Raw genomic sequence first — 21,643 nt, forward strand, 5'->3', positions numbered from 1 at the left:
ACTCTTCCTGATGACCTGAGTTATTATATGCCAGAAGAAGGGATTTCATGTAAAGACATTCTCCCGCGAAGGCTTGACTAATCATTTCATTAGGTGTAATTTTTATTTTGTTATGATCGAGAAGGAGTCTTCGCTATGTATATTATATTGACGATGCTTTTATTAGGAATTTTATTAGGATTTGTAGGAGCAGGCGGGGCTGGTTTTGTCATCGCATTGCTTACGTTAATTTTTGATATCCCTATCCATACCGCACTCGGGACGTCTTTAGCCGCAATGGCATTTACGACGTTATCAGGTGCATACAGCCACTACCGGGAAGGGAATATTCAGCTGAAATCTGGTTTGATTGTCGGAGCTTTGGCTTGTGTTGCTTCTTTTGCAGGAGCTAAGGTTGCTCCTTTTATTCCAGAAGAAAGTCTGCACTATTTAACAGCTGGAATGCTCTTTTTATCCGCTGTGTTTATGATGATCAAATTATTTGTTCTTAAGGAAGACACTGAGCATCAGCCGCTTTCTTCACGTCAGCTGCTCATAAGGGGTATTATTTTAGGACTTGTATCCGGATTGCTGTCAGGTATGTTTGGTATCGGGTCTGCACCATTTATTCAAGTAGGACTTTTGATTTTACTGAGACTTTCCATTCGACAGGCAGTTGGCACGACAATGCTTGTCATTATTCCAATTTCCATCGGTGGTGGAATTGGATACATTACAGAGGGCTATGTTGATTTTATCTTGCTGATTCAAATTTTAATCGGAACAGTATTAGGGGCATTTATTGGCGCAAAATTCACACGCCTTGCACCGAAGCTCTTATTGAAATCGGCTGTACTGTTAACACCTATTATTGCCGGTTTACTGCTGTTATTTTAATTTCATTTAGAATAAAAAAGGCCGATAACATGATGTTATCGGCTTTTTGATTAGCGGATATATTGCGCTGGATTGACTGCATTTGATTTAGCGCCATTCCATAATCCTTTATGAATTTCAAAATGGAGATGCTGACCATGTGATTGGCCTGTATTCCCCATATATCCAAGGAATTGTCCTTGCTCGACTCTCTGCCCTGTGGACACACTTCTTGTAGACAGGTGGGCATATACCGTTTGATAGGTCTGTCCATTGATATTATGCGTAATGAATATCACATTCCCGTAGCTCGATGAGTAGCTTGAGTTCGTGACTGTTCCAGCTGCAGCTGCGACGACAGATACTGTGCCTTTTGCTGCAATATCTAAACCGTAGTGCTGTCCGCCTGAACGTCCGCCAAAGCCAGATGAGAATCGGCCAGCAGCTGGTTTAATAAAGCCGGAGCTGCTTGCTGGTGTATCAGATACTTGATCCGAGCCGCCGCTTTGAGGTGCAGGTGCACTTTTTTCAGCAGCTGCTTGTTCTGCTCTCTTCGCTTCTTCCTTTTGGCGGCGTGCTTCCTCAGACTTCACAGCCGCTTTTTGGTTCGCTAGAATTTCTTGTTCATTTTCAAGTTTGCCTAATTCATCATGGGCATGGTTCTTTTTATCTGTTACATCCCCTAAGATTTTCTCTTTTTCTTTTTGCTGTTTAGACAAATCCTTTTTCAGCTCTTCTAGCTCTTTCAGAGATGTTTCAAGTCCATTTAGCTGATTATTTAGCTCTGCTTCTTTTTGCTCCACCAGCTTTAAATCATTTTCATGTTCTGTAATCATGTCTTTGTCTGCTTCGACAATGGTTGTGACAGCTCCAACACGACCGACAAAATCACTAAAGCTGCGAGCACCCAGCAGCACATCTAAATAGTTGATCGTACCGCCGCTTTTTTGCATCGAACGAATTCGATCTTTGAATATAGCTTTTCTTTTTTCAATTCGATCATTGATGACTTGAATGTCTTTTTTTAGTTTCTTGATCTCTTGCTTCGTTTGTTTGACTTCTTTTTCTTTTTCAGCGACTTTTTCAGTTGCAGCACTTACCTTGTGGTCAATCTTTTCAATTTCTTTTTTGAGCTTGGATTCTTTCTTTTCAAGCTTAGCCAGCTCTGATTTCTTTTTCTTCAAAGTGGATTCAGTCTTTGATGTTTTCTCTTCGATTTGTTGACGTTTTTGATCTAGGTCTTCGTATGCGAATGCACGATTCTCGTTCCCTGGAATGTATAGCCACGTTGTTCCAATAAACGCTGCCATTCCAGCCATCATCAGCTTTCTTTTCAAAACGATATTCCCCTCCTATGACAACTGCCTGCATAAAGAGTCGACCGGATGAATCGGTTCAACCGGTCACACCTTCTATCAAATTCTCGAGTGCTGCCATCAAAAATAGATTTATACTTTTAAGAATTTACGGATGGACGTCAAGCTTCCCCATACACCAATGATTGCACCGATCAATAGAAGGACCAGTGAAACTTGAAAGACAAACGGGTTATATGGAAGCATGGAAATAAATGAGCCTTGTACTCTCGGTGCCACCCAGCCCACTGCATATTGATATGTGCCAAGCAATAGAGCGATTGGTATAATGGAACCAAATACACCAAGCAGTAATCCTTCGATGAAGAATGGCCAGCGGATAAACCAGTTCGTTGCACCTACGAGCTTCATAATCTCGATTTCTTTACGTCTAGCAAAAATCGTAATTTTGATCGTATTAGAGATCAAGAACATGGCTGTAAATAAAAGCCCAATAATGAGCGCAATACCTACATTTCGCGCCACTCCGACCACATTAAAGAGTCGGCTGACTTCTTCTTTTCCATAGGTTACTTTATACGTACCCTTTAAGTTTTCTAATTTCTTCGCTACTTTTGGTGTATCGTGTGGGTCTGATGTTTTCACAATAAACGCATCGTTTAATGGGTTTTCTTGATCAACAAGTCCCATGGATTGTCCATTTTCACCAAAGCTTTTAATCAGCGCTTTTAGTTCGTCATCTTTTGATGAGTACTTCACATCACTGATTTCAGGAATCTTCTCAATTTCTGCTTTTAATTCATCCTGCTGCTTTTGATTCGCCGTTAATTCGATTAACACTTTTACTTCTACTTCTTTTTCAGCGTTCGATGCCATGTTATTCAAGTTGAGCATAATCACAAGAAAAACCCCAACTAAAATCAATGTGACAGTGACCGCACTAATTGATGCAAATGTCATCCACGTGTTTCTTCCAAGTGAACGGAAGCTCTCACGTAAATGCCGCGAGAGAGTTTTAATCATAAATGCCGTACTCCCCTCTTGCTTCGTCACGCACAATCATTCCATCTTCGATTGCGATGACACGTTTCTTCATGCTGTTTACAATTTCTTTGTTGTGTGTCGCCATGACGACTGTTGTTCCGCGGTTATTAATCTCTTCGAGTGTCTTCATGATTTCCAAAGATGTATCTGGATCAAGGTTTCCTGTCGGCTCATCTGCAATGACAACCTCAGGACTATTCACGATCGAGCGAGCGATAGATACACGCTGCTGTTCACCGCCAGACAGCTGGTCAGGAAATTGTCGTGCTTTGTGCTTGAGCTGTACCAAATCAAGTACATCCAGCACTTTTTTCTTAATGATATGAGGCTGTTCCCCAATGACTTCAAGAGCAAATGCCACATTCTCAAACACCGTGAGGGTTGGAAGTAGTTTGAAATCTTGGAATACTACGCCAATTTCTCTTCTTACGTAAGGAATTTCTTTTTCCTTAATTGAGGCTAAATCTCTACTATTAATTAAGATTTTCCCTTTGGTTGGCTTCTCTTCACGATACATCATTTTGATGAAAGTGGATTTACCAGCACCACTGGGACCAACAACATACACAAACTCTCCTGGGTGGATAGAGACATTGATTCCATTGATCGCCTTTACACCGTTAGGATAGATCTTGTAGACTTCCTTCATTTCAATCATGTAATCACCTAATCTTTTCTTATTGCTGACTAACAGCTTATCATGATGTTTTGACACTTATCGTCAAAAAACGTTATGTATGGTCACGCACATACCCTTCGATACGTACAAGCAATTTATGTCCTTTTCATCCAAAAAGATGAAAAAAAATGAATCGTCTAAATTTCAACAACTCCAATTATACGTCATGAATCGACGCAATGGTATTACATTTATATTTCAAAACTTATAGTTAAAACGGTAAAAGGAACAAGTAAAACAGATAAACATGTCTTTCTACCCTTATTTTTTAATAAAATTTAATATAATACGTTTTCATACTATTCAAAAGTCTTTTTCTACATATAAAAACAAAAAAACCTTGTCGATTAGACAAAGGTTTTATTTTTTCTCTGCAAGCCATTTTGCCACTTCTTTTGCTTGCTTCTCATCTACCATTCCGCTTGGCATAGAGCCTTTACCATTCTGTGCAATATCTGCGATTTGGCTTTCATTATATTTCTTCCCTACTTCTTTCAGGCTTGGTCCGCCTCCACCAGATAGGTCTTTCCCATGACAGCCAATACAGTTTTGCTGATAAATTTCCTCACCACTGCTCACAGTTGAAGCACTTTTGCTGCCTTCTTTGTCACTGCTGCTTGAATTTCCTCCACAAGCCGCAAGAACAAGAAGCATCACTGCAAACAGCATCATTAATCCGCTTTTTTTCATCAATTTCCCTCCCTTACAATCATTTGGTCAACGCTATTATATCCTTGTTTACGCCCTTTTAAAACCCTCACCAAGCACCTCTTTTGCATCCATTACGATGACAAATGCTGATGCATCGATTGCTTTCACCACTTGTTTCAACTTTGTGAATTGTGACTGCCCAACGACACACATCAGAATTGGACGGTCATGGTCGGTATATCCACCGACTGCTGAGATCTTTGTGACACCACGGTCAATTTGATCAAATACTGCCTGCCTGACCTCATCCTCATGCCCTGTAATGATCATCGCCATTTTCGAATGACTGAAGCCGGCCTGTACGACATCAATCGTTTTACTTGAAATAAACACACCAATGACAGCGTACAGTCCCTCTTCAATCCCAAAAACAGTCATCGCAGCCAGGACAATTAGGCCATCCATCATCGCTAAACAGGTGCCAAGCGTGAGGCCTGTATATTTATTGATGATTTTGGCAGCGAGCGCCGTTCCACCTGTTGATCCATTTCCAAGGAACACGAGCCCTATTCCGATCCCAATCACCACTCCGCCAAAAATGGCTGCTAAGAGCGCTTCATGTGTCACAGGTGCAATATGTCTTGTGACAAACACCATCAAAGGTAAAAAAATAGAGCCAACGAGCGTTTTCACGCCAAATGTCCCGCCTAATAAATAAAAACCAGCGATAAACAGCGGAATATTGAGTCCCCATTGCACATACGCCGCCTCAAAGCCGAATGACTGCATAATCGTACTAATACCGCTCACTCCACCTGCAGCAATCTGATTCGGTAATAATAACGTATTAAACCCAATCGCCACAATGGCTGATCCGATTAAAATGAACAAGTAATTTTTCGCTTCAATCCATAATTGTGAATGTCCCTGCTTCATGTCTTTCTTCCTCCGTTACTTCTGAATGCACACCTATTTTAAGCCCTCCTAAAACGAATGTAAATAACAGCCAAATGCAGTGCTAATGGATTAATACTTTATCACACAAACGGATCAGCGTACTTGCCGTTTGGCATAGGAGCAAATGATGGTATATTTAATATGTACATGAGAAAGAAGGGACATGCGATGAAGAAAATACTGAAGATAACAGGCATGACATTACTTGCACTGATCATCTTGGCTTTTGGTGCTTTCTATACATGGAGCCGCTTTACATACGGACCATCCGCCGCATTAAAAAAGCAAGTGAACATCGAGCAAGTGGAACATAAAAACGATGTGTATACATTTGCATCAGCAAAAAGCGATACTGGTATTATTCTCTATCCCGGGGCAAAGGTAGAACCACTTTCGTACGCCAATATCGGGAATGAACTGATGAAAAAAGGTTATTCTGTCTTTATCCCTGACATGCCATTTTCGTTTGCGATTTTTAATACAAACAAAGCACACGATATTATGAAAGTTCATCAAACGATCAAACACTGGTATATTGGCGGTCATTCACTAGGCGGAACAGCTGCCGCTATGTTTGCAGAAAAAAACCAGCGCAAGCTCGACGGTCTCTTTTTCCTTGCGTCTTATCCAGCATCAGATAACTTGAAATCATCGTCCTTGAACGTACTCTCTATATCAGGTGAAAAGGATGGGCTTGCGACACAAGAGAAAATCAAGAAATCGAAAACAAATCTGCCGTCTCAAACCGTTTACCATGAAATAAAAGGCGGGAACCATGCTCAGTTTGGCATGTACGGCAAACAAAAAGGTGATCAGCCTGCGGACATTCCAGCCCTCACGCAGCAAAAGGATATCATTCAGACCATGCTTGAATGGCTAAAACCAGAAAAAAAGCTCCCGTAATAGGAGCTTTTCATTTTTACTTTTTCGTCGCTTCTAAAAACTCTTCAGCGTCTGCTACAGCTAAACCAATGGCTTCCTCCCAAAAGGCTTTTTGGGTAAGATCGACGCCTAAATGCTTATGAGCCAAATCTTCTACTGTCATTGAAGCTGTATCCTTTAGTAATGCAATGTACTTCTCTTCAAACGAAGTACCAGCCCGCAAGGCTTTTGCATAAATCCCTAGTGAGAACATGTAGCCAAATGTGTATGGGAAATTATAAAACGGTACACCTGTGATATGGAAATGCAGCTTAGACGCCCAGAAATGTGGATGGTATTCATCTAAAGAGTCACCGAAGGCTTCCTTCTGCGCTTCTACCATCAGCTCATTCAACCGATCCGCCGGCACTTCTCCTTGTTTACGCTCTTCATAAAAACGCTGTTCAAATAAGAAACGAGATTGAATGTTCATGAAAAATGCTACACTCCGCTGAAGCTTATCCTCTAACAAACTGAGACGCTCCTCTTCATTTGCCGCTTCTTTTAATGAAGCATCAGCCACAATCATTTCTGCAAATGTCGACGCCGTTTCAGCTACATTCATCGCATATTTACGATTAAGAATGCGAACATCCTGCATCACTTCCTGATGGAACGAATGACCAAGCTCATGCGCGAGTGTCGCCACATTGGATGGACTTCCTGAGAAGGTCATAAAAATGCGTGACTCCCCGCTGTCAGGGAAATTTGTACAAAATCCGCCTACTCGTTTGTTTGGACGATCTTCAGCTTCTACCCAGCGTTCATTAAAGGCTTTTTCTGTAAAGGCAGCAAGCTCTTCTCCAAATCCAGCGAAATGTTTCACAATAAAAGCAGCTGCTTCTTGATACGGATAGATCTTGGTTTCACTGCCAATAGGAGCCCCAACATCAAACCAGCTTAGCTTATCCACTCCAAGCATGTCAGCTTTTCGATGTAAGTAATCAATGAATGGCTGCTTATGTTCATCAATCACAGACCACATTGCATCAAGAGTTTCTTGTTTCATGCGGCAAATATCAAGCGGCTCTTTTAAAATATGATCCCAGCCTCTTGCTTCATATACTTGTAAACGAAAACCTGCCAGATGGTTTAGGGTGCTTGCAAATAGATGTTCATCCTGCGTCCATGCGTGCTCTAAGTTATGATATACGGCCTTTCTGACTTCACGATCTGAATCATCCATCGCATTTTCCGCTTGGCCGACAGAGATCATCTGCGTTTCACCATCTTGTTCAAATGGAATCATAATCTTATTCACCAAGCTAGAATAAAGCTCATCCCACGCATGGTAGCCATCTACAGCTAATTTTTGTATCAATGTTTCTTGTTCAACAGGCAATTGATCCTTCACGCGCTCTCTTCGTTCATTTAATATGTAGCGCACATCTGAAAAGGCTTCTGAATTCATGAGATCTTCCCATTTGCTAGGAGAGATGGCAGCAAGCGCTTGATCAAACAGCGCAAGAATGGTACCTAAATCAGCTTCCAGCTTGGCAATCGTACCTCGAAGACTGCCAGCCTTCATATCCTTTGTATTTTGAGATTGAAGACAGGAAACAAATGAACCTGCTTGAGACAGTTTTTTATATGTCGTTTCATACGTGTCAAGGACAGACGTTAACCTGCTTTCAATGTGTGTATCTTCTTTTGAAAAGGCATCGACCTTTTGTCGTAATTCATTTAATAGCTGCTGAATGTGTTGCAGGTATGTTTTAAATTCTGGTGAAGAACTGCCTCCTTTAAAAAAGGCATCTAAATCCCACGTCTCTTGTAATGGTGTTAATCCCAAAATATTTCCCCCTTTATTTGCTAATTTCATCATACAAAGGATATAGAGTCAGTATGGCGTATGTATTCCTTTATATTCATTATATTTTCTCACAATTAAAAAAACCCAGCAAGAAGCCGAGTTTTTATGATAATTTCGAACGTAAGTAAGCATCGATAAATGAATCTAAATCTCCATCCATGACCGCTTGAACATTTCCCATCTCCGTATTGGTTCGATGGTCTTTCACAAGAGAATACGGATGGAATACATAAGAGCGAATTTGGCTTCCCCAGCCAATTTCTTTCTGCTCTCCTCTAATTTCATCCAATTCAGCCTGCTGTTCTTCGATCCGTCTTTGATAAAGTTTCGATTTCAGCATTTTCATCGCACGTTCTCTGTTTTTGATTTGTGACCTTTCTGTTTGGCATGTGACCACAACATTGGTTGGTATGTGTGTGATACGAACGGCAGAGTCAGTCGTATTGACATGCTGTCCACCTGCGCCGCTTGCACGATACGTATCTACCTTGATATCTTCTGTCCGAATATCAATATCAATTTCTTCATTGAACTCCGGCATGACATCACAGGAAACGAACGATGTATGCCTGCGGCCAGATGAATCAAAAGGAGAAATACGAACCAAACGATGGACACCTTTTTCTGCTTTTAAGTACCCGTATGCGTTATGCCCTTTGATGAGCAATGTCACAGACTTAATTCCTGCCTCATCGCCTGGAAGATAATCAAGCGTTTCAACCTTAAAGCCTCTGCGCTCTGCCCAGCGAGTATACATTCTCAGAAGCATAGAACCCCAGTCCTGTGATTCAGTACCGCCTGCGCCCGGGTGAAGCTCAAGAATGGCATTGTTTTTATCATATGGTTCACTTAAGAGAAGCTGCAGCTCAAACTCGTTAAACTGCTTGGTTAAGTTCTTCAGCTCTTTTTCAAGCTCTGCATGAAGCTCCTCGTCATAATCTTCCCTTAATAGGTCATGTGTCATTTGCAGCTCTTCATGAGATTCACTGAGCTCATGGTATGCATTCACATTATCCTTTAGTGCATTGGCTTCATTGATGACGCCTTGTGCCTTTTGCTGATCATTCCAAAAATCAGCTTCTGACATTGTCGCTTCAAGTTCTGCAATTTTGGCTTCTTTTGTTTCGAGGTCAAAGAGACCCCCTAAAATCAGCTAGCCTGCTAGCCATATTTTCAAGCTCTTGTCTAATTTCTACTAATTCCATATCCTTCACCTCATAGATGTATGGGGGCTGACATGAATAGAAAGAGGTTTTCACCTCTTTCCATTACTTATTCTGTCTTCCCATGACAATTTTTATATTTCTTGCCGCTACCGCAGTGACATGGTGAGTTTCGTCCAATGTCTACGACTTTACGTACCGGCTTCTTTTTCACTGTCTTCTCCTCATCACCCTCTTGAGGCTGATGAGCTGTTGTTTGGCCTTGAACGACTTCTTCACGTTCTAGGTTGTTTTGGATTTCTGATTTTAAGACATATTTGGCTACATCATCTTCGATTGAAGCAACCATATGCTCAAACATCGCAAATCCTTCCATTTGATACTCACGAAGCGGATTCGTTTGTGCATACGCGCGTAAATGAATCCCTTGGCGCAGCTGATCCATTGCATCGATATGATCCATCCACTTTGAATCCACCGCACGAAGAACGATGACTTTTTCAAATTCTCGCATTTGTTCATCGCCATATGTTTCTTCTTTTGCATCGTATTTTTCTTTAATACGATCCATGATGAAGGAGGTGATTTCATCTGCTTCTTTGCCATAAATATCTTTGACCAAAATAGCTCCTTCATCTAAATAGTTCGTGTTGATTAATTCAACAAGCCCATCTAGTTTCCATTCTTCAGGAAGCTCTTCTTTCGGCGTATAAGAACCAACAGCCCGCTCAATTGAAGATTGAATCATATTGATGACAATCGATTTTAAGTTATCAGAATCGATGACTTCAAAGCGTTGTTTGTAAATCACTTCACGCTGCTGACGAAGTACATCGTCATATTGCAGAAGCTGTTTACGGGAATCAAAGTTGTTCCCCTCGACGCGTTTTTGAGATGATTCAACGGCTTTAGACACCATTTTACTTTGGATAGGTGTAGAGTCATCCATGCCAAAGCGGTCAAGCATCGCCATCGTGCGCTCTGCACCAAATCGGCGCATCAATTCATCTTCCATGGAGAGATAGAATTGAGTAATCCCTGGGTCTCCTTGACGACCAGAACGTCCGCGAAGCTGGTTATCAATACGTCGTGATTCATGACGCTCTGTCCCAATTACAGCTAGACCGCCAAGCTCTTTGACGCCTTCGCCAAGCTTGATGTCCGTACCACGACCTGCCATGTTTGTCGCAATGGTGACGGCTCCTTTTTGACCAGCCTCTTCAATAATTTGTGCCTCACGCTCATGGTTTTTCGCATTTAACACTTGATGAGGAATCCCTTTATTTTTAAGCAGCTTAGAAATAAGCTCAGATGTCTCAACCGCTACTGTTCCGACAAGAACTGGCTGCCCTGTCATATAGCGCTGCGCAACATCCTCAGCCACTGCTTTAAATTTACCTTCCATTGTGCGGTAAATTAAATCAGGTCTGTCATCACGAACGACTGGTTGATTGGTCGGGATTGTCACAACCTGCATGTTGTAAATGTTACGGAATTCTTCTTCTTCCGTTTTCGCTGTACCAGTCATACCAGATAGCTTTTCATACATACGGAAGTAGTTCTGGAACGTAATCGTTGCAAGGGTCATACTTTCGTTCTGCACTTCGAGACCTTCTTTTGCCTCAATAGCTTGATGCAGACCTTCACTATAACGGCGTCCTTTCATTAAACGTCCTGTGAAAGAGTCAACAATAACGACTTGGTCTTCTTCAACGACATAATCCACATCTTTTTGCATCGCAACATGTGCCTTCAGCGCCTGAGCGATGTGATGGTTCAGCGCAACATGCTTAACATCAAATAAGTTCTCGATGCCGAATGCTTTTTCCGCCTTCGTCATTCCGCTTTCTGTCAGCTGTACACTTTTTGTTTTAATATCATATGTGAAATCATCTTCTATTTTTAATGTACGAACAAATGCATTGGCTTGTACGTAAAGCTTTGTAGATTTCGCAGCTTGTCCAGAAATGATAAGAGGTGTTCTCGCTTCATCAATTAAGATGGAGTCAACCTCATCGATCACGGCATAATGAAGCGGTCTTTGAACCATTTGCTCTTTGTAAAGCACCATGTTATCTCGTAAATAGTCAAAGCCCAGTTCATTGTTTGTTGAATACGTGATATCAGCGGCATACGCTTCTCTTTTTTCATCTTTGTCTAAGCTGTTTAAGTTTAAGCCAACCGTTAAGCCAAGAAATTCAAAAATCTTGCCCATTTCCTCTGCATCACGGCTTGCCAAATATTCGTTGACTGTCACAATGTGGACGCCTTTTCCAGAAAGAGCATTTAAATAAACAGGCATTGTTGATGTCAACGTTTTACCTTCACCTGTTTTCATCTCAGAGATGTTGCCTTCATGAAGCGCGATCCCCCCCATGAGCTGCACCTTAAACGGGAACATTCCTGTCACGCGGCGTGATGCCTCGCGAACCGTTGCAAATGCTTCAACCAACAGGTCATCCACGGATTGTCCTTTTTCAAGTTTTTCTTTAAATTCAATCGTTTTATTTCGTAAAGCCTCGTCAGATAATTTCTCGAAATCTTGTGCGAGAGCTTCGATTTCATTTGCTTTTTTTTCATATTTGCTGATCGTACGTTTCGTAGGATCAAACACTTTGTTTAAGATTCCAAGCATATAATAACGCTCCTCTATTTCATGCAATTTTTCGGCATGTCCAAAAGATTGACAGGTCCATATTTACCTGCATTTATCATACCATACCTTCCTTCATTTCCAAAGAATTTGCAATGATTTCGCACAAAAAACCCGCCCCTTATGAAGGGAACGGGTTTACTTTTTTTAGGTTGTTTTTAGATCAGATTAAGCGTTTGGCTCAATGAGTCCATATTTTCCATCATTTCGGCGATAGACCACATTGGTCAAATTTGTCTCAGCATTTGTGAAGACGAAGAAACTATGACCTAACATGTTCATTTGAAGAATGGCCTCTTCGCTATCCATCGGTTTTAAATTGAATCGTTTTTGTCTGACGATTTCTGTTTCATCAATTTCTTCGTCATCTTGAACAGCTACATCAGGCGTCCCATTTCCTCCAGCAAATAAGTGTTTTTTGGCACCTTGCTCGCGGAATTTACGGTTTACTTTTGTTTTGTGCTTTCGAATTTGACGTTCTAATTTACTGGCTGCTAGGTCTACTGCATTGTACATATCTTCATTATGCACCTCAGCTCGAAGTGCTAGATCAGTCATTGGAATGGTAACCTCAACTTTAGATTCTTGATCATTGTAAAACTTCAAGTTCACGTTGACTGAAGCATCTACGTCTGTTTCAAAATAACGCTCCAGCTTTCCAATTTTTTTCTCGACATGATCTCTTAGTGCAGGTGTTACGTCGATGTTTTCTCCTCTGACATTGTAATTCATGTAAAGAACGCCTCCTTTAAAATTAAGGATATGTAAACCTATTTCTACTTTTCCCTCCTTTTCTCCTGCTCAAACGTAAAAAAAATGTGAATATTCATTGAAATTTGTCGAATTTTGCGGTGCTTCAACTGTTGCTTGATAGGTGATGAATATATATTCGGCTCATTCTTGAAAAAGACCAGCTCACGTTTAAATCGTGAAAGATGAAATGGATGTTTTCAGCGAATGAGATAAGGTTTTTAAATCTTCCGCCGCTGCTTTCATCTCTTCATTTGCCGCCAATGATTCTTCAACAGCCGCAGACATGTACTCCGTCTCTTCTGAATTGCGTTTGGCTCCTTCTTCAATGACCCCAACCGTCTGAGATATTTCCTCTGTACTAGCTGAAATTTGCTCTGCAGTGGCTGAAAGTTCCTCTGCTTTCATCGAAATATCACGAATAGATTCCAAGATTTCATGAAAGCTCTGTTCAGACAATTGCGATACTTTCACACCTTCTGCTACATCCTGCTCAACCTTTGTCAATGAGTGTGATGATTTTTCAGTATCTTTGTTCACGTTCGCGAGTAATTGACTAATTTGATCTGTCAGCTGACTAGATTCTTCCGCCAGTTTCCTCACTTCATCTGCTACAACCGCAAAGCCTCTTCCATGTTCTCCTGCTCTTGCCGCTTCAATAGCTGCATTTAAAGCAAGCAAATTCGTTTGGTCAGCAATGGCATGGATATGACCTAACAAATCTTCAATGCCAGTAAACTGGGCTTGTACATGAGCCATTGTGGAATGGTGCTCGTTCACAGACGCTTTGATAGAGCTCATTTGTTTTACGAATTGCTGAATAAGCGCTGCACCCTCTTCAGCCTTTTCAGTCACTGAAATTGAGTGACCCGAAACATCGGATGTGTGTTCAGCTGCATTTTGCATACCAGTCGAGACTTCTTGAATCGCAGAAGCTACTTTTCCGACCGCGTCTGATTGTTCACGTGAAGCTTCACCGACCTGTTCAATCGAACTAGACGTCTGCTCACTTGCCGATATTGTTTGATGAATGGTTTCCTCAAACTGAGCAGCAGAATCAGCTAATTGTCTTGATCCATTTTGCACCTGTAAAATGAGCTGACGTAAATGAGTCGTCATTTGATTAAAAGCGGTACCAAGTTGGCCAATCTCATTTTTAGAGGTCACTTCAATCTCTTCAAGTGTAAGATCACCATCTGCCATCCTTCTCGCGGCATTTGTGACAGAAACAATCGGCTTTGTCATACGATAAACGAATCTTGTCCCAATCACCAAAAAGCCAACAATAATGACCGCACTAACTAGAATGAGTGTGAACACTAATTGGTTACTGTCTTGATTGAGCTGATTGATTTTCTGGTCACGTTGCTTCAACTGGGTTTGAGCAAATTCTTTTGTAAAGGTATGTATTTCTTGTTCGATAGGCTGTAATTCTTGACTGAGGCGGGTGTTGAATTCTTTTTGATTTTGCATATTCAATGAATTAAATAGTCGGTTCGTTGAGGTGTAGTAGAGATAATTTTTTTCTGAGATTTGATCTAATAGATTTTTTGCTTGTTTGACAGCGCTCATTTTTGAAGCTTCAGTTGTTTTCTTATTAATCTCTTCATATGTTTGCTCAATTTTCTGTAAATTTTCAGCATCTTGCACGACAACATAGGTTTTGATTTGCGCTTCCTGCTTTTGCAAAAGCACCTCTAATTCCAGTGAGGTCTGATAAAGCTTCACTTCTTTGCTGAGAAGCGTCTTGTAGGATTGATCTGTTTTGTAATAGATAAAGCTTGAGACCCCTAAAATACTGACAAACAATACACATATGACAATAAGCCCAAACAAAAATTGATTTTTTAGTCTCATAATTTCCTCCGAATGGTCTGAATTGAACAAAAATTAATGAATGACATACGGCCTCATACAGGCATGTATTTCATCCATCCACTTTCTATATTCAGGTATAAAATATGATGTAAGGAATGATTGGAAGTGTATTGAAGGGAATGTATAGAAAGCTAGTATATCAAAACTTAAAAAAATTTGATCAAACGAACGAATCGTTTTGGCAAAGTGCTCATTTTCTATAATTGAAAGCAGAAGGGGATGCGTTGTCTCTAAATGAAAGAAGGCATGGATCAGATCATTAAAGATCCGATCCCCTTCAGTTTTAGCAAAATCCTTCTCAATTTCATCTAAATATTTTAGACTCTCTTCTATCGTATATAGAAGTTCATAATATGTGGTTAATAAAATATAGTCATCTGAACGATACGCCACAGGTCTCACCTAATTATTTCCGTTTATCGTAATATACGCCGTCACTCGTCATAGGCTGGTATGGATTTTGATAATTCAGCTGTTTTGTTTTCTTTCTTTGAATGGCTTGAATATCTGCTTTGATCCCATTTTGGATCACAGTTAATTGCTTCGCCATCTGTTGATCTGTTTGGATGATTTCTTTGATTTTCTCTTTTTCTTGATCCGTCAGCTCATGCTGAATATCTCTCATTAATTCGTCTCTCTCAATCAAAAAGGCATCAAAGTCTTCAACCAAGGTGTCACTTTGCGGATTTGCCGCTATTTCGGCTGCCATTTTTAATGTTTGGTCATGCAGCTGGTCCACAATACTCATAGAGATCCCCCGATAGAGTGATGGCGCCCTTTTCGATCGGTTTGAATAACTTCCTTCCATGCATCACGAAAATCAGTTACGTATTGCTCTACTTCATTCAACATCTCTTCGTCATTTTGAAGATTGGCTTCAATCAGTCTGCGATAAATGTAATCATACATACTTGCCATACTCTTTGATACGTCATAAGAACGATTTAAGGTGACATTTAATTCTTGAATGATGTTTTGAGCCTTTTTCAGGTTCACATTTCTCGTTTCTGCATCCTCTTTTTGAATGGCATACTTCGCTAGTCTAATGAACTTTAAGCAGCCTTCATAAAGCATAAGCGTCAACTCAGCAGGTGTTGCAGTCTCAATAGAATTTTTCTGATAGGCGGCATAAGGGTTCTTTATTGCCATATGTTATAAACCTCCAATTATTGTCCAAGCAGTTGAGAAAGATAGCCAGATTGGTTGTTTAGCTTTTGAATCGCGCTATCCATGGCGCTAAACTTTTTGTAGTAGCGGGTTTCAACCATTTTTAAACGATCTTGGAATGTATCCATTCGTTTTGTTAAAGAATCAAGGTCCTTACCAAGTCCGTATTCCTTTAATTGCATTGTTGTGCTGCCAGCTTTAGTTTGAATGCTCTTCGTGAAGGCTGATAAGGAATTTTTGATACGATGAATGATTCCTTGTTCTTGATATTGCTGCTGCGCTTTATCTTTATCTTTTGAATCCACATTTAGCGAACCTGACATAAATATTTGACTGATCTTCTGTGGGTCTTCTTCAATGGCTTTTCTTAGTTTCGGTTCATCAATGACAAGCTTTCCGCCATCTTTATATTTATCTGAAGTGGTAATTCCGATTTGTGTCATGTGAATTCTATTCCCATCACTTGTCGTAATATCAGCATAAAAATCACTTCTTATTTTAGAGGCACCACCTCGTAAAATGGAATCACTTCTCAGCAAGCCAGACTTCGCTGTCGTTTCCCATAGCTCCACTTCTTTGTCAGACATTGCTTTTTTCTCTTCAGCTGTTAAAGGATGATAGTCCCTATTTCTTTTTTCATTGACTTTGCCATTGACCTGCTCAACAAGTTCATTGTATTTATCAACAAATTGTTTAATTTTATCAAAGATTGTATCGACATCTGTTGAAACGTTTAAGCTGACAGGCTTATCGGTTGTCCCTTTAAGCTCGTACGTAATACCAGCTTGCTCAAATGTATTGTTGTTATTTTCCATTTTCAGACCATTAATCTCGTATTGTGCTTTTTGCCCTTGAGTGGTCGCAACTAATTTGTTATCTCCATCCACTTGGAAGCCTAATTGAGTGAAGAATGAAGCTGAATTACCATCAGCTGCTTTAATACTGACACCTTCTCCCGTTGTCCGTGAAGTGAGAGCGACCGTATCGACATAGTTTGATCCGTCAAAGATCTGTCCTTTGTAAGCCGTCACACCTAATTGCGAGCTGTTCAGCTTTTTCACGATGTCATCAATTGTATCGGTATCAGAAGTATTGATCGTCACCGTTTTCGGTTTTGTCGAATCTGGTGTCGTCACTTCGAATGTAAACGTGCCATTTGTTGGTGTAAATCCAGATGTACCAGATGATCTGAAGACGGAAGCTGTCGCTAATTGGGTGACATTGATTGAGCCAGAAGTAGCATTAGTTGAGCCAGTTGCTGTGACAGCAGATTCATTTGAGCTTGTCACCTTTTTTGCGCCATATGTACTTGGACGCGTTAAGTTTAAACTGTTGATCAAATCATCTAATTCTTTGACTTTCGAGTTCACCTCGCGATAGCTGTCTCTTTGCCATTCAAGTGTTTGTTTCTGGCGTGTCATTTTATCAAGTGGTGCTTGCTCAGTTTTCATTAGCTTTGATACGATTTCATCAATATCAAACACATTTGAAAATCCAGTAATTCGATTGACCATTTTTTATGTTCTCCCTTCACTTACATTCTTTTATCTACAAATAAACCGACAATTTCTGTCATTGCCGCATAGAAATCAAGCCATTCCTTGGAAGGAATTTCTCTAATGACTTCTTCTGTTTGGTTATCTACGACTTTGACATAATATTCATTGAGTTTTTCATGTAATTCAAATTGCAGATGAAATTGAGTGGGTTCAATCAGCTTGTTTGCTCCTTGAAGCGTTTTTTCAATTTCTTCTTTTGAAACGACCTTGCCATTTGCTTGTAAATCAGAGTTTACATTGTCATTCTGGTTATTAGAAACACGGGTTTGAAATGCATCGATAATTGGCTCTAGCGATGTCACCTTACCAACAGACATAGTTATTCAGCTCCTGTGCTTTAATCTACCTTTTATATCGGCTTTGAATTTTCAAATTAAATATAGATGGACCGATTTGTTAAAGTTTCATATAGATTATAAACACACACATCGAAACGCTTTCATACGGAGAAGGACAACTGAATTAGATAAAAAAATCCTCACTTTTTTTGTGAGGATAATTGAGTGAGGAGATCTACGGATAAACTCGCAGCACGACTGTTCTCTTCTTGAATAGACAGGTACACTTCTTTCCTGTGAATATCAATGTGCTTAGGAGCTTCAATCCCGATTTTCACTTGATCTCCTTCGATTGAAATAATCTTGACTTCAATATCATCGCCAATTTGAATCGACTGGTTTAATTTACGCGAGAGAACTAACATGAGGATGCCACCTCTAACAAATGTTTTGTATGATAGGCTGAATCATGCAAAATCACCTGCTTGGCTTTCATGTTTTTCCGGTTCACAATAATAGGCGCTCTTAAATTGGCTGTCGTTTTTTCAATAGAAGATTCCATTGTTAAGATCACCATGACTTCCACATCATTGGCATCTTCTACTTCTAGAATATCTACGACCGTTTCGTCTAGATCGAATTCATATTGATTGAAAAATAAAAACGGACTGCTGACAATAAAGCCTAACTCTGCGTTTTTCAATGATTGAAGAACTAAAAATGGAGACTCTTCTGATAAAGGTAAAATGACAAACTGTTTTTGATCCAGAAATCCTGGTATTCCATTAGAGAAGTTGATAATTTGCTCCTCTTTGATTGTCACTTCACCATGGTATTTTGTTTGAATGATCATAATTCACGACCTTTTTCATTTTTCTTAACTATACCTTATCACCATTTTGGCCCGTTTCGTCAACTTCTATTTTTAAATCTGGGTATTGTAACATATCAATATTGACCTTACCTGGCTGGTAGTTAACGATTGGTTTATGAGGCGTTGCCTCTATGATAGCTTTTTGAGGCTCCACATCAATTTGAAGCTCAGATGGCTGATAGTGAATTTTCACACTAAAGAATGAAGGGATCACACCAATGGTGAATTGTTTGGCTGGAGGAGCGCCATTGATTTTGGCAAACTCGGCAATTGCATTCCCACCATTCTCGATCTTGATGAGTTCACTGCCTTCTTCCGCTCTTCGGCCCATTCCCTCTCCAACAGCACGTTTCCCCTCAGCTGCCCATTCCTCAGATCGTCTAAAAATCGACTTGATATCCATATCGGCAAATGCTTCGGTTTGATCTATTGTTAATTTTGACGGTGTCCTTGTCATATTCATGACGGCTCTGGGCTGCTGAATCTCAAGGTCTGCTCTTGGCTGCTCTACTTCTTGCCGAGAAGGAGTTGTCGACATTTGCAGCTTTGCATAGGTTTGTTGCATTAACAATCTAGGGATTTGCATATAGGTACACCTCCATGATGCAAAAAAGCACCCAACGGATGCTTTTTATTATCTTAAGAAATCGACAAGGGATGGCTGAATAACTTTAGCCGTCGTTGCTAAAGCAGCTCTATTCACAACCTCTTGTTGAAGAAGATCAATAATTGCTTTTTCACTTTCTACATCTTCATTATCTGATTTGGCATTTTTCAGTACTTCGAATTGTGAAGTCAAGCGACTGCCTACTAAGTCAACACGATTTGAACGGGCTCCTAGGTCCGAGCGCTCAGCACTCATCACTTCTTTAAACTGATCGATACTTCCTAACGCATCATCAGAATTTGCGAACGTTCCATTTTTCAATGAGTTTTCTAAATCCGTCAGCATTTCAATGACATTTTGACCGCTGGCAGACTGTCCACCAAACGCTGAAATTGGATTTGAGTTCACATTTAAAGTGATACCATCAGAAATGTTCGACTTAACGGCATTTGCATCTGTATAGTTTTCAAAGTTAAACGTAAACGTACCATCTGCGTTCTCGACAACTGGTTTGACATTTGTATTCGTTCCATTAAATACGAATTTACCTAACATCTGAGTGTTCATTGCGTCAATGATTTGTTTCTTCATCTGGCCAATTTCCACTCCGATAGCTGCTAAATCTTCTGGCTGCTTTGTTCCGTTAGCCGCATCAAGCACTTTATCTCGTACATTTGACATAATATCAATGATTTCAGTGACACTTGTTTCAGATGTATCAATCCAGTTTTGTGCTTCATTTAAGTTTTTTTGATATTGTTCATTTCGAAACATTGCTGTGCTATATTGAAGGCTTTTTACTGCTGCAACGGGATCATCAGACGTTTTTGTGAAACGTCTCCCTGTTTGTGCTTGCTCATTTATTTTAGAAAGTTTTTCATAACTTTTACTAATATTACGAAGTGAGTTTTGAGAAATCATACCTTGTGTGACTCGCATCAGCTATACCTACCTTCCTACGACACCCATGCCGTTTATTACTTTATCCAATATTTCATCTTGTAATGTCACAACTCTCGCAGCTGCATTATATGCATGCTGAAATTGGATCATATTCGTCATTTCTTCATCAATGGAAACAGCACTCGTCGACATTCTACGTTCATTGGCTGAATTGACAAGAGCGGCTGAACTGCTTTCTAGCGTCATGTTCTTTTTCCCTTGAATCCCCATCTCAGCAATGACATTTTGGTAGTAATCCTGGATCGTCGTTGTATTGCCGCCGATTGGTAACTTTAAGTCTTGTATATTTGCTAATTTTGTAGCATTCGAACCGTCACCTTTTGTTTGATTGAGAGATGCTGCAATATTATCTGTTGATGCTAAAATGACATCACTCACTTTGATACGAGCTGCTAAGCCTTTATTCAATTCATTGTTATTCTCAATATCAAAGAAGTCTTGTCCACTTGTGCCATTTAACGTGTACCCCTGCTTATGCACATCGTTAAATGTATCCATAAATACTTGTGCTACTTCATCCAGCTCTGCAAGCATATCCGGATACATGCCTTTTTCAGCACCATTTGACATGTAGCCATAAGCCTCAACAAGTGCTTTTACTTTACCATTCACTTGAAGCTGATCTGCTGCAATGGTTGTTGTTCCGAATTGAAGTGAGTTAACAAGTCCCGTTGTATTATCATAGGAGATTTGCAGTTCAGATTTTTCGTTCGTAATGCCATTCAAAATCGTTCCAGCAGATTGTCCATTTGCACCGATAATGTCGATGTTGACAGTTCCTTCAGCAATTTTGAGTGCATTCCCGCCAGATGGATTATAGCTCACTTTAATATCAACAAGTGAGGATAATTGATCTACCAACGCATCACGCGTATCATATAGATCATTTGGAAGATACCCGTTTGGTTCAACTGCTGCAATTTGTTTGTTCACTTCATCTATTTGAGATAAAATCGTGTTCACATTTTTGGCTGTTGAATCGAGTTCTGTTTTTAAATTCTTTTGTATCGTTGTTAAAGACGAATTAAGTAGACGGAATTGATCTACTAAAGCCTGTGCACTTGTTTTAACAACTGTACGCGCAGACGCTGTATCGGCATTTTTTGTTTCGGATAGGACCTGTAATGATTTCCAAAGGTTATCAAAAGCTCTGTTTAAGCCTTCATCCGTCAAATCATTCATAACTCCCTCCATTTGCGAAAGGGCATCAGATTTTGTTGAGTAGTAAGACAAGTTATTGTTATGATCTCTGAATTGCAGATCTAAAAAGCTGTCTCGAATTCTTTCAACGGTTCCAACTTGAACTCCTGTCCCCATTTGGCCATACGTCTTGCCGTCATAAACTGAAATGACTGGATAAGGATTATCTGCTTTAAAGGTAACTCTTTGTCTTGAGTAGCCATCTGTATTTGCATTGGAGACGTTGTTTGATGTGACATAAAGCCCTGCACGCTGGGCTGTGATTCCTCTTTTTGCCGTTTCTAGACCCATGAATGTAGAACCCATTGGTATCCT

22 protein-coding genes are annotated in these 21,643 nt (G+C 40.2%); 2 read left to right on the forward strand and 20 right to left on the reverse strand.

Translation table 11 applies throughout. The annotated features are described in order from the left end of the window. Positions 1 to 135 precede the first annotated feature (135 nt). Positions 136 to 876, forward strand: a complete 741-nt coding sequence (locus tag C6348_RS17650) for a sulfite exporter TauE/SafE family protein (protein ID WP_034660126.1) — start codon at positions 136 to 138, stop codon at positions 874 to 876. Between the two features lie 50 nt (positions 877 to 926). Here C6348_RS17650 and C6348_RS17655 read toward each other — a convergent pair whose 3' ends face one another. The 5 genes from C6348_RS17655 to C6348_RS17675 form a co-directional block, all read right to left on the reverse strand. After that, complete coding sequence (locus C6348_RS17655) at positions 927 to 2,192, reverse strand: murein hydrolase activator EnvC family protein (protein ID WP_034660127.1); 1,266 nt, start codon at positions 2,190 to 2,192, stop codon at positions 927 to 929. A gap of 111 nt (positions 2,193 to 2,303) precedes the next feature. Further along, positions 2,304 to 3,194 (reverse strand): permease-like cell division protein FtsX, encoded by an 891-nt coding sequence (gene ftsX, locus C6348_RS17660; protein ID WP_044139350.1) that lies wholly within the window; start codon positions 3,192 to 3,194, stop codon positions 2,304 to 2,306. Next, entirely contained in the window at positions 3,187 to 3,873 is a 687-nt protein-coding gene (ftsE, locus tag C6348_RS17665; protein WP_034660129.1) for a cell division ATP-binding protein FtsE, read from the reverse strand. The genes ftsX and ftsE overlap by 8 nt, the downstream gene beginning before the upstream one ends. A 381-nt stretch (positions 3,874 to 4,254) precedes the next feature. Beyond that, on the reverse strand, positions 4,255 to 4,584 hold the full coding sequence (gene cccB / locus C6348_RS17670) for a cytochrome c551 (protein WP_106030555.1): 330 nt from the start codon (positions 4,582 to 4,584) through the stop codon (positions 4,255 to 4,257). Positions 4,585 to 4,632: 48 nt separating this feature from the next. Continuing rightward, complete coding sequence (locus tag C6348_RS17675; RefSeq protein ID WP_003212797.1) at positions 4,633 to 5,481, reverse strand: YitT family protein; 849 nt, start codon at positions 5,479 to 5,481, stop codon at positions 4,633 to 4,635. 189 nt (positions 5,482 to 5,670) lie between these two features. On the opposite strand from C6348_RS17675, the gene C6348_RS17680 reads away from it, so the two are divergent. Further along, positions 5,671 to 6,405 (forward strand): alpha/beta family hydrolase, encoded by a 735-nt coding sequence (locus C6348_RS17680; RefSeq protein WP_095285732.1) that lies wholly within the window; start codon positions 5,671 to 5,673, stop codon positions 6,403 to 6,405. 16 nt (positions 6,406 to 6,421) lie between these two features. On the opposite strand, the gene C6348_RS17685 is transcribed toward C6348_RS17680, so the two are convergent. The 15 genes from C6348_RS17685 to flgK form a co-directional block, all read right to left on the reverse strand. After that, positions 6,422 to 8,215 carry a M3 family oligoendopeptidase gene (locus C6348_RS17685; protein ID WP_106043899.1) on the reverse strand — a complete coding sequence of 598 codons (1,794 nt, stop codon included), beginning with the start codon at positions 8,213 to 8,215 and terminating at the stop codon, positions 6,422 to 6,424. A gap of 124 nt (positions 8,216 to 8,339) precedes the next feature. Beyond that, positions 8,340 to 9,441 (reverse strand): peptide chain release factor 2 gene (prfB, locus tag C6348_RS17690; RefSeq protein WP_106043900.1). Its coding sequence is split into 2 segments (ribosomal slippage): positions 8,340 to 9,368 and positions 9,370 to 9,441, totalling 1,101 coding nucleotides; the frame shifts between segments, so codons are not numbered across the junction. A gap of 67 nt (positions 9,442 to 9,508) precedes the next feature. Continuing rightward, positions 9,509 to 12,034 carry a preprotein translocase subunit SecA gene (gene secA, locus C6348_RS17695; protein ID WP_106043901.1) on the reverse strand — a complete coding sequence of 842 codons (2,526 nt, stop codon included), beginning with the start codon at positions 12,032 to 12,034 and terminating at the stop codon, positions 9,509 to 9,511. Positions 12,035 to 12,220: 186 nt separating this feature from the next. Next, on the reverse strand, positions 12,221 to 12,784 hold the full coding sequence (gene hpf, locus C6348_RS17700) for a ribosome hibernation-promoting factor, HPF/YfiA family (RefSeq protein WP_034660135.1): 564 nt from the start codon (positions 12,782 to 12,784) through the stop codon (positions 12,221 to 12,223). A gap of 189 nt (positions 12,785 to 12,973) precedes the next feature. Beyond that, a complete protein-coding gene (locus C6348_RS17705) occupies positions 12,974 to 14,659 on the reverse strand; it encodes a methyl-accepting chemotaxis protein (RefSeq protein ID WP_106043902.1) in 1,686 nt (561 codons plus the stop codon). A 33-nt stretch (positions 14,660 to 14,692) separates the two neighbouring features. Then, positions 14,693 to 15,073, reverse strand: a complete 381-nt coding sequence (locus C6348_RS17710; protein WP_034660137.1) for a DUF8042 domain-containing protein — start codon at positions 15,071 to 15,073, stop codon at positions 14,693 to 14,695. Positions 15,074 to 15,086: 13 nt separating this feature from the next. Then, positions 15,087 to 15,428: a flagella biosynthesis regulatory protein FliT gene (gene fliT, locus C6348_RS17715; RefSeq protein WP_106043903.1), complete on the reverse strand. Its 342-nt coding sequence runs from the start codon at positions 15,426 to 15,428 to the stop codon at positions 15,087 to 15,089. After that, positions 15,425 to 15,829 carry a flagellar export chaperone FliS gene (gene fliS / locus C6348_RS17720; protein WP_106036481.1) on the reverse strand — a complete coding sequence of 135 codons (405 nt, stop codon included), beginning with the start codon at positions 15,827 to 15,829 and terminating at the stop codon, positions 15,425 to 15,427. The genes fliT and fliS overlap by 4 nt, the downstream gene beginning before the upstream one ends. Before the next feature lie 17 nt (positions 15,830 to 15,846). Continuing rightward, positions 15,847 to 17,361, reverse strand: a complete 1,515-nt coding sequence (locus C6348_RS17725) for a flagellar hook-associated protein 2 (RefSeq protein ID WP_106043904.1) — start codon at positions 17,359 to 17,361, stop codon at positions 15,847 to 15,849. Positions 17,362 to 17,381: 20 nt separating this feature from the next. Beyond that, positions 17,382 to 17,723 (reverse strand): flagellar protein FlaG, encoded by a 342-nt coding sequence (flaG, locus tag C6348_RS17730; RefSeq protein WP_106030563.1) that lies wholly within the window; start codon positions 17,721 to 17,723, stop codon positions 17,382 to 17,384. 161 nt (positions 17,724 to 17,884) lie between these two features. Next, positions 17,885 to 18,109 carry a carbon storage regulator CsrA gene (csrA, locus tag C6348_RS17735; protein ID WP_095285728.1) on the reverse strand — a complete coding sequence of 75 codons (225 nt, stop codon included), beginning with the start codon at positions 18,107 to 18,109 and terminating at the stop codon, positions 17,885 to 17,887. Beyond that, positions 18,103 to 18,537, reverse strand: coding sequence for a flagellar assembly protein FliW (gene fliW, locus C6348_RS17740; protein WP_044139341.1), 435 nt, complete (start codon positions 18,535 to 18,537; stop codon positions 18,103 to 18,105). The genes csrA and fliW overlap by 7 nt, the downstream gene beginning before the upstream one ends. A gap of 28 nt (positions 18,538 to 18,565) precedes the next feature. Then, positions 18,566 to 19,144 (reverse strand): DUF6470 family protein, encoded by a 579-nt coding sequence (locus C6348_RS17745; protein WP_106043905.1) that lies wholly within the window; start codon positions 19,142 to 19,144, stop codon positions 18,566 to 18,568. A gap of 48 nt (positions 19,145 to 19,192) precedes the next feature. Continuing rightward, positions 19,193 to 20,104 (reverse strand): flagellar hook-associated protein FlgL, encoded by a 912-nt coding sequence (flgL, locus tag C6348_RS17750; protein WP_066031682.1) that lies wholly within the window; start codon positions 20,102 to 20,104, stop codon positions 19,193 to 19,195. A 9-nt stretch (positions 20,105 to 20,113) separates the two neighbouring features. Continuing rightward, a complete protein-coding gene (gene flgK / locus C6348_RS17755) occupies positions 20,114 to 21,634 on the reverse strand; it encodes a flagellar hook-associated protein FlgK (RefSeq protein WP_106036479.1) in 1,521 nt (506 codons plus the stop codon). Positions 21,635 to 21,643 lie beyond the last annotated feature (9 nt).

The sequence above is a fragment of the Bacillus sp. YBWC18 genome (genome assembly GCF_002998775.1).
In the GTDB taxonomy this organism is placed as follows: domain Bacteria; phylum Bacillota; class Bacilli; order Bacillales; family Bacillaceae; genus Bacillus.

What these genes read in the sequence shown, in the direction of transcription:
- cccB (WP_106030555.1), bottom strand. Translation starts at nt 4,584, where the DNA reads ATGAAAAAAAGCGGATTAATGATGCTGTTTGCAGTGATGCTTCTTGTT.
- C6348_RS17650 (WP_034660126.1), top strand. Translation starts at nt 136, where the DNA reads ATGTATATTATATTGACGATGCTTTTATTAGGAATTTTATTAGGATTT.
- C6348_RS17675 (WP_003212797.1), bottom strand. Translation starts at nt 5,481, where the DNA reads ATGAAGCAGGGACATTCACAATTATGGATTGAAGCGAAAAATTACTTG.
- ftsE (WP_034660129.1), bottom strand. Translation starts at nt 3,873, where the DNA reads ATGATTGAAATGAAGGAAGTCTACAAGATCTATCCTAACGGTGTAAAG.
- fliT (WP_106043903.1), bottom strand. Translation starts at nt 15,428, where the DNA reads ATGAGTATTGTGGACCAGCTGCATGACCAAACATTAAAAATGGCAGCC.
- flgL (WP_066031682.1), bottom strand. Translation starts at nt 20,104, where the DNA reads ATGCGAGTCACACAAGGTATGATTTCTCAAAACTCACTTCGTAATATT.
- ftsX (WP_044139350.1), bottom strand. Translation starts at nt 3,194, where the DNA reads ATGATTAAAACTCTCTCGCGGCATTTACGTGAGAGCTTCCGTTCACTT.
- C6348_RS17705 (WP_106043902.1), bottom strand. Translation starts at nt 14,659, where the DNA reads ATGAGACTAAAAAATCAATTTTTGTTTGGGCTTATTGTCATATGTGTA.
- csrA (WP_095285728.1), bottom strand. Translation starts at nt 18,109, where the DNA reads ATGTTAGTTCTCTCGCGTAAATTAAACCAGTCGATTCAAATTGGCGAT.
- hpf (WP_034660135.1), bottom strand. Translation starts at nt 12,784, where the DNA reads ATGAATTACAATGTCAGAGGAGAAAACATCGACGTAACACCTGCACTA.
- flgK (WP_106036479.1), bottom strand. Translation starts at nt 21,634, where the DNA reads ATGGGTTCTACATTCATGGGTCTAGAAACGGCAAAAAGAGGAATCACA.
- C6348_RS17725 (WP_106043904.1), bottom strand. Translation starts at nt 17,361, where the DNA reads ATGGTCAATCGAATTACTGGATTTTCAAATGTGTTTGATATTGATGAA.
- C6348_RS17680 (WP_095285732.1), top strand. Translation starts at nt 5,671, where the DNA reads ATGAAGAAAATACTGAAGATAACAGGCATGACATTACTTGCACTGATC.
- flaG (WP_106030563.1), bottom strand. Translation starts at nt 17,723, where the DNA reads ATGTCTGTTGGTAAGGTGACATCGCTAGAGCCAATTATCGATGCATTT.
- C6348_RS17745 (WP_106043905.1), bottom strand. Translation starts at nt 19,144, where the DNA reads ATGCAAATCCCTAGATTGTTAATGCAACAAACCTATGCAAAGCTGCAA.
- fliW (WP_044139341.1), bottom strand. Translation starts at nt 18,537, where the DNA reads ATGATCATTCAAACAAAATACCATGGTGAAGTGACAATCAAAGAGGAG.
- secA (WP_106043901.1), bottom strand. Translation starts at nt 12,034, where the DNA reads ATGCTTGGAATCTTAAACAAAGTGTTTGATCCTACGAAACGTACGATC.
- fliS (WP_106036481.1), bottom strand. Translation starts at nt 15,829, where the DNA reads ATGGCAATAAAGAACCCTTATGCCGCCTATCAGAAAAATTCTATTGAG.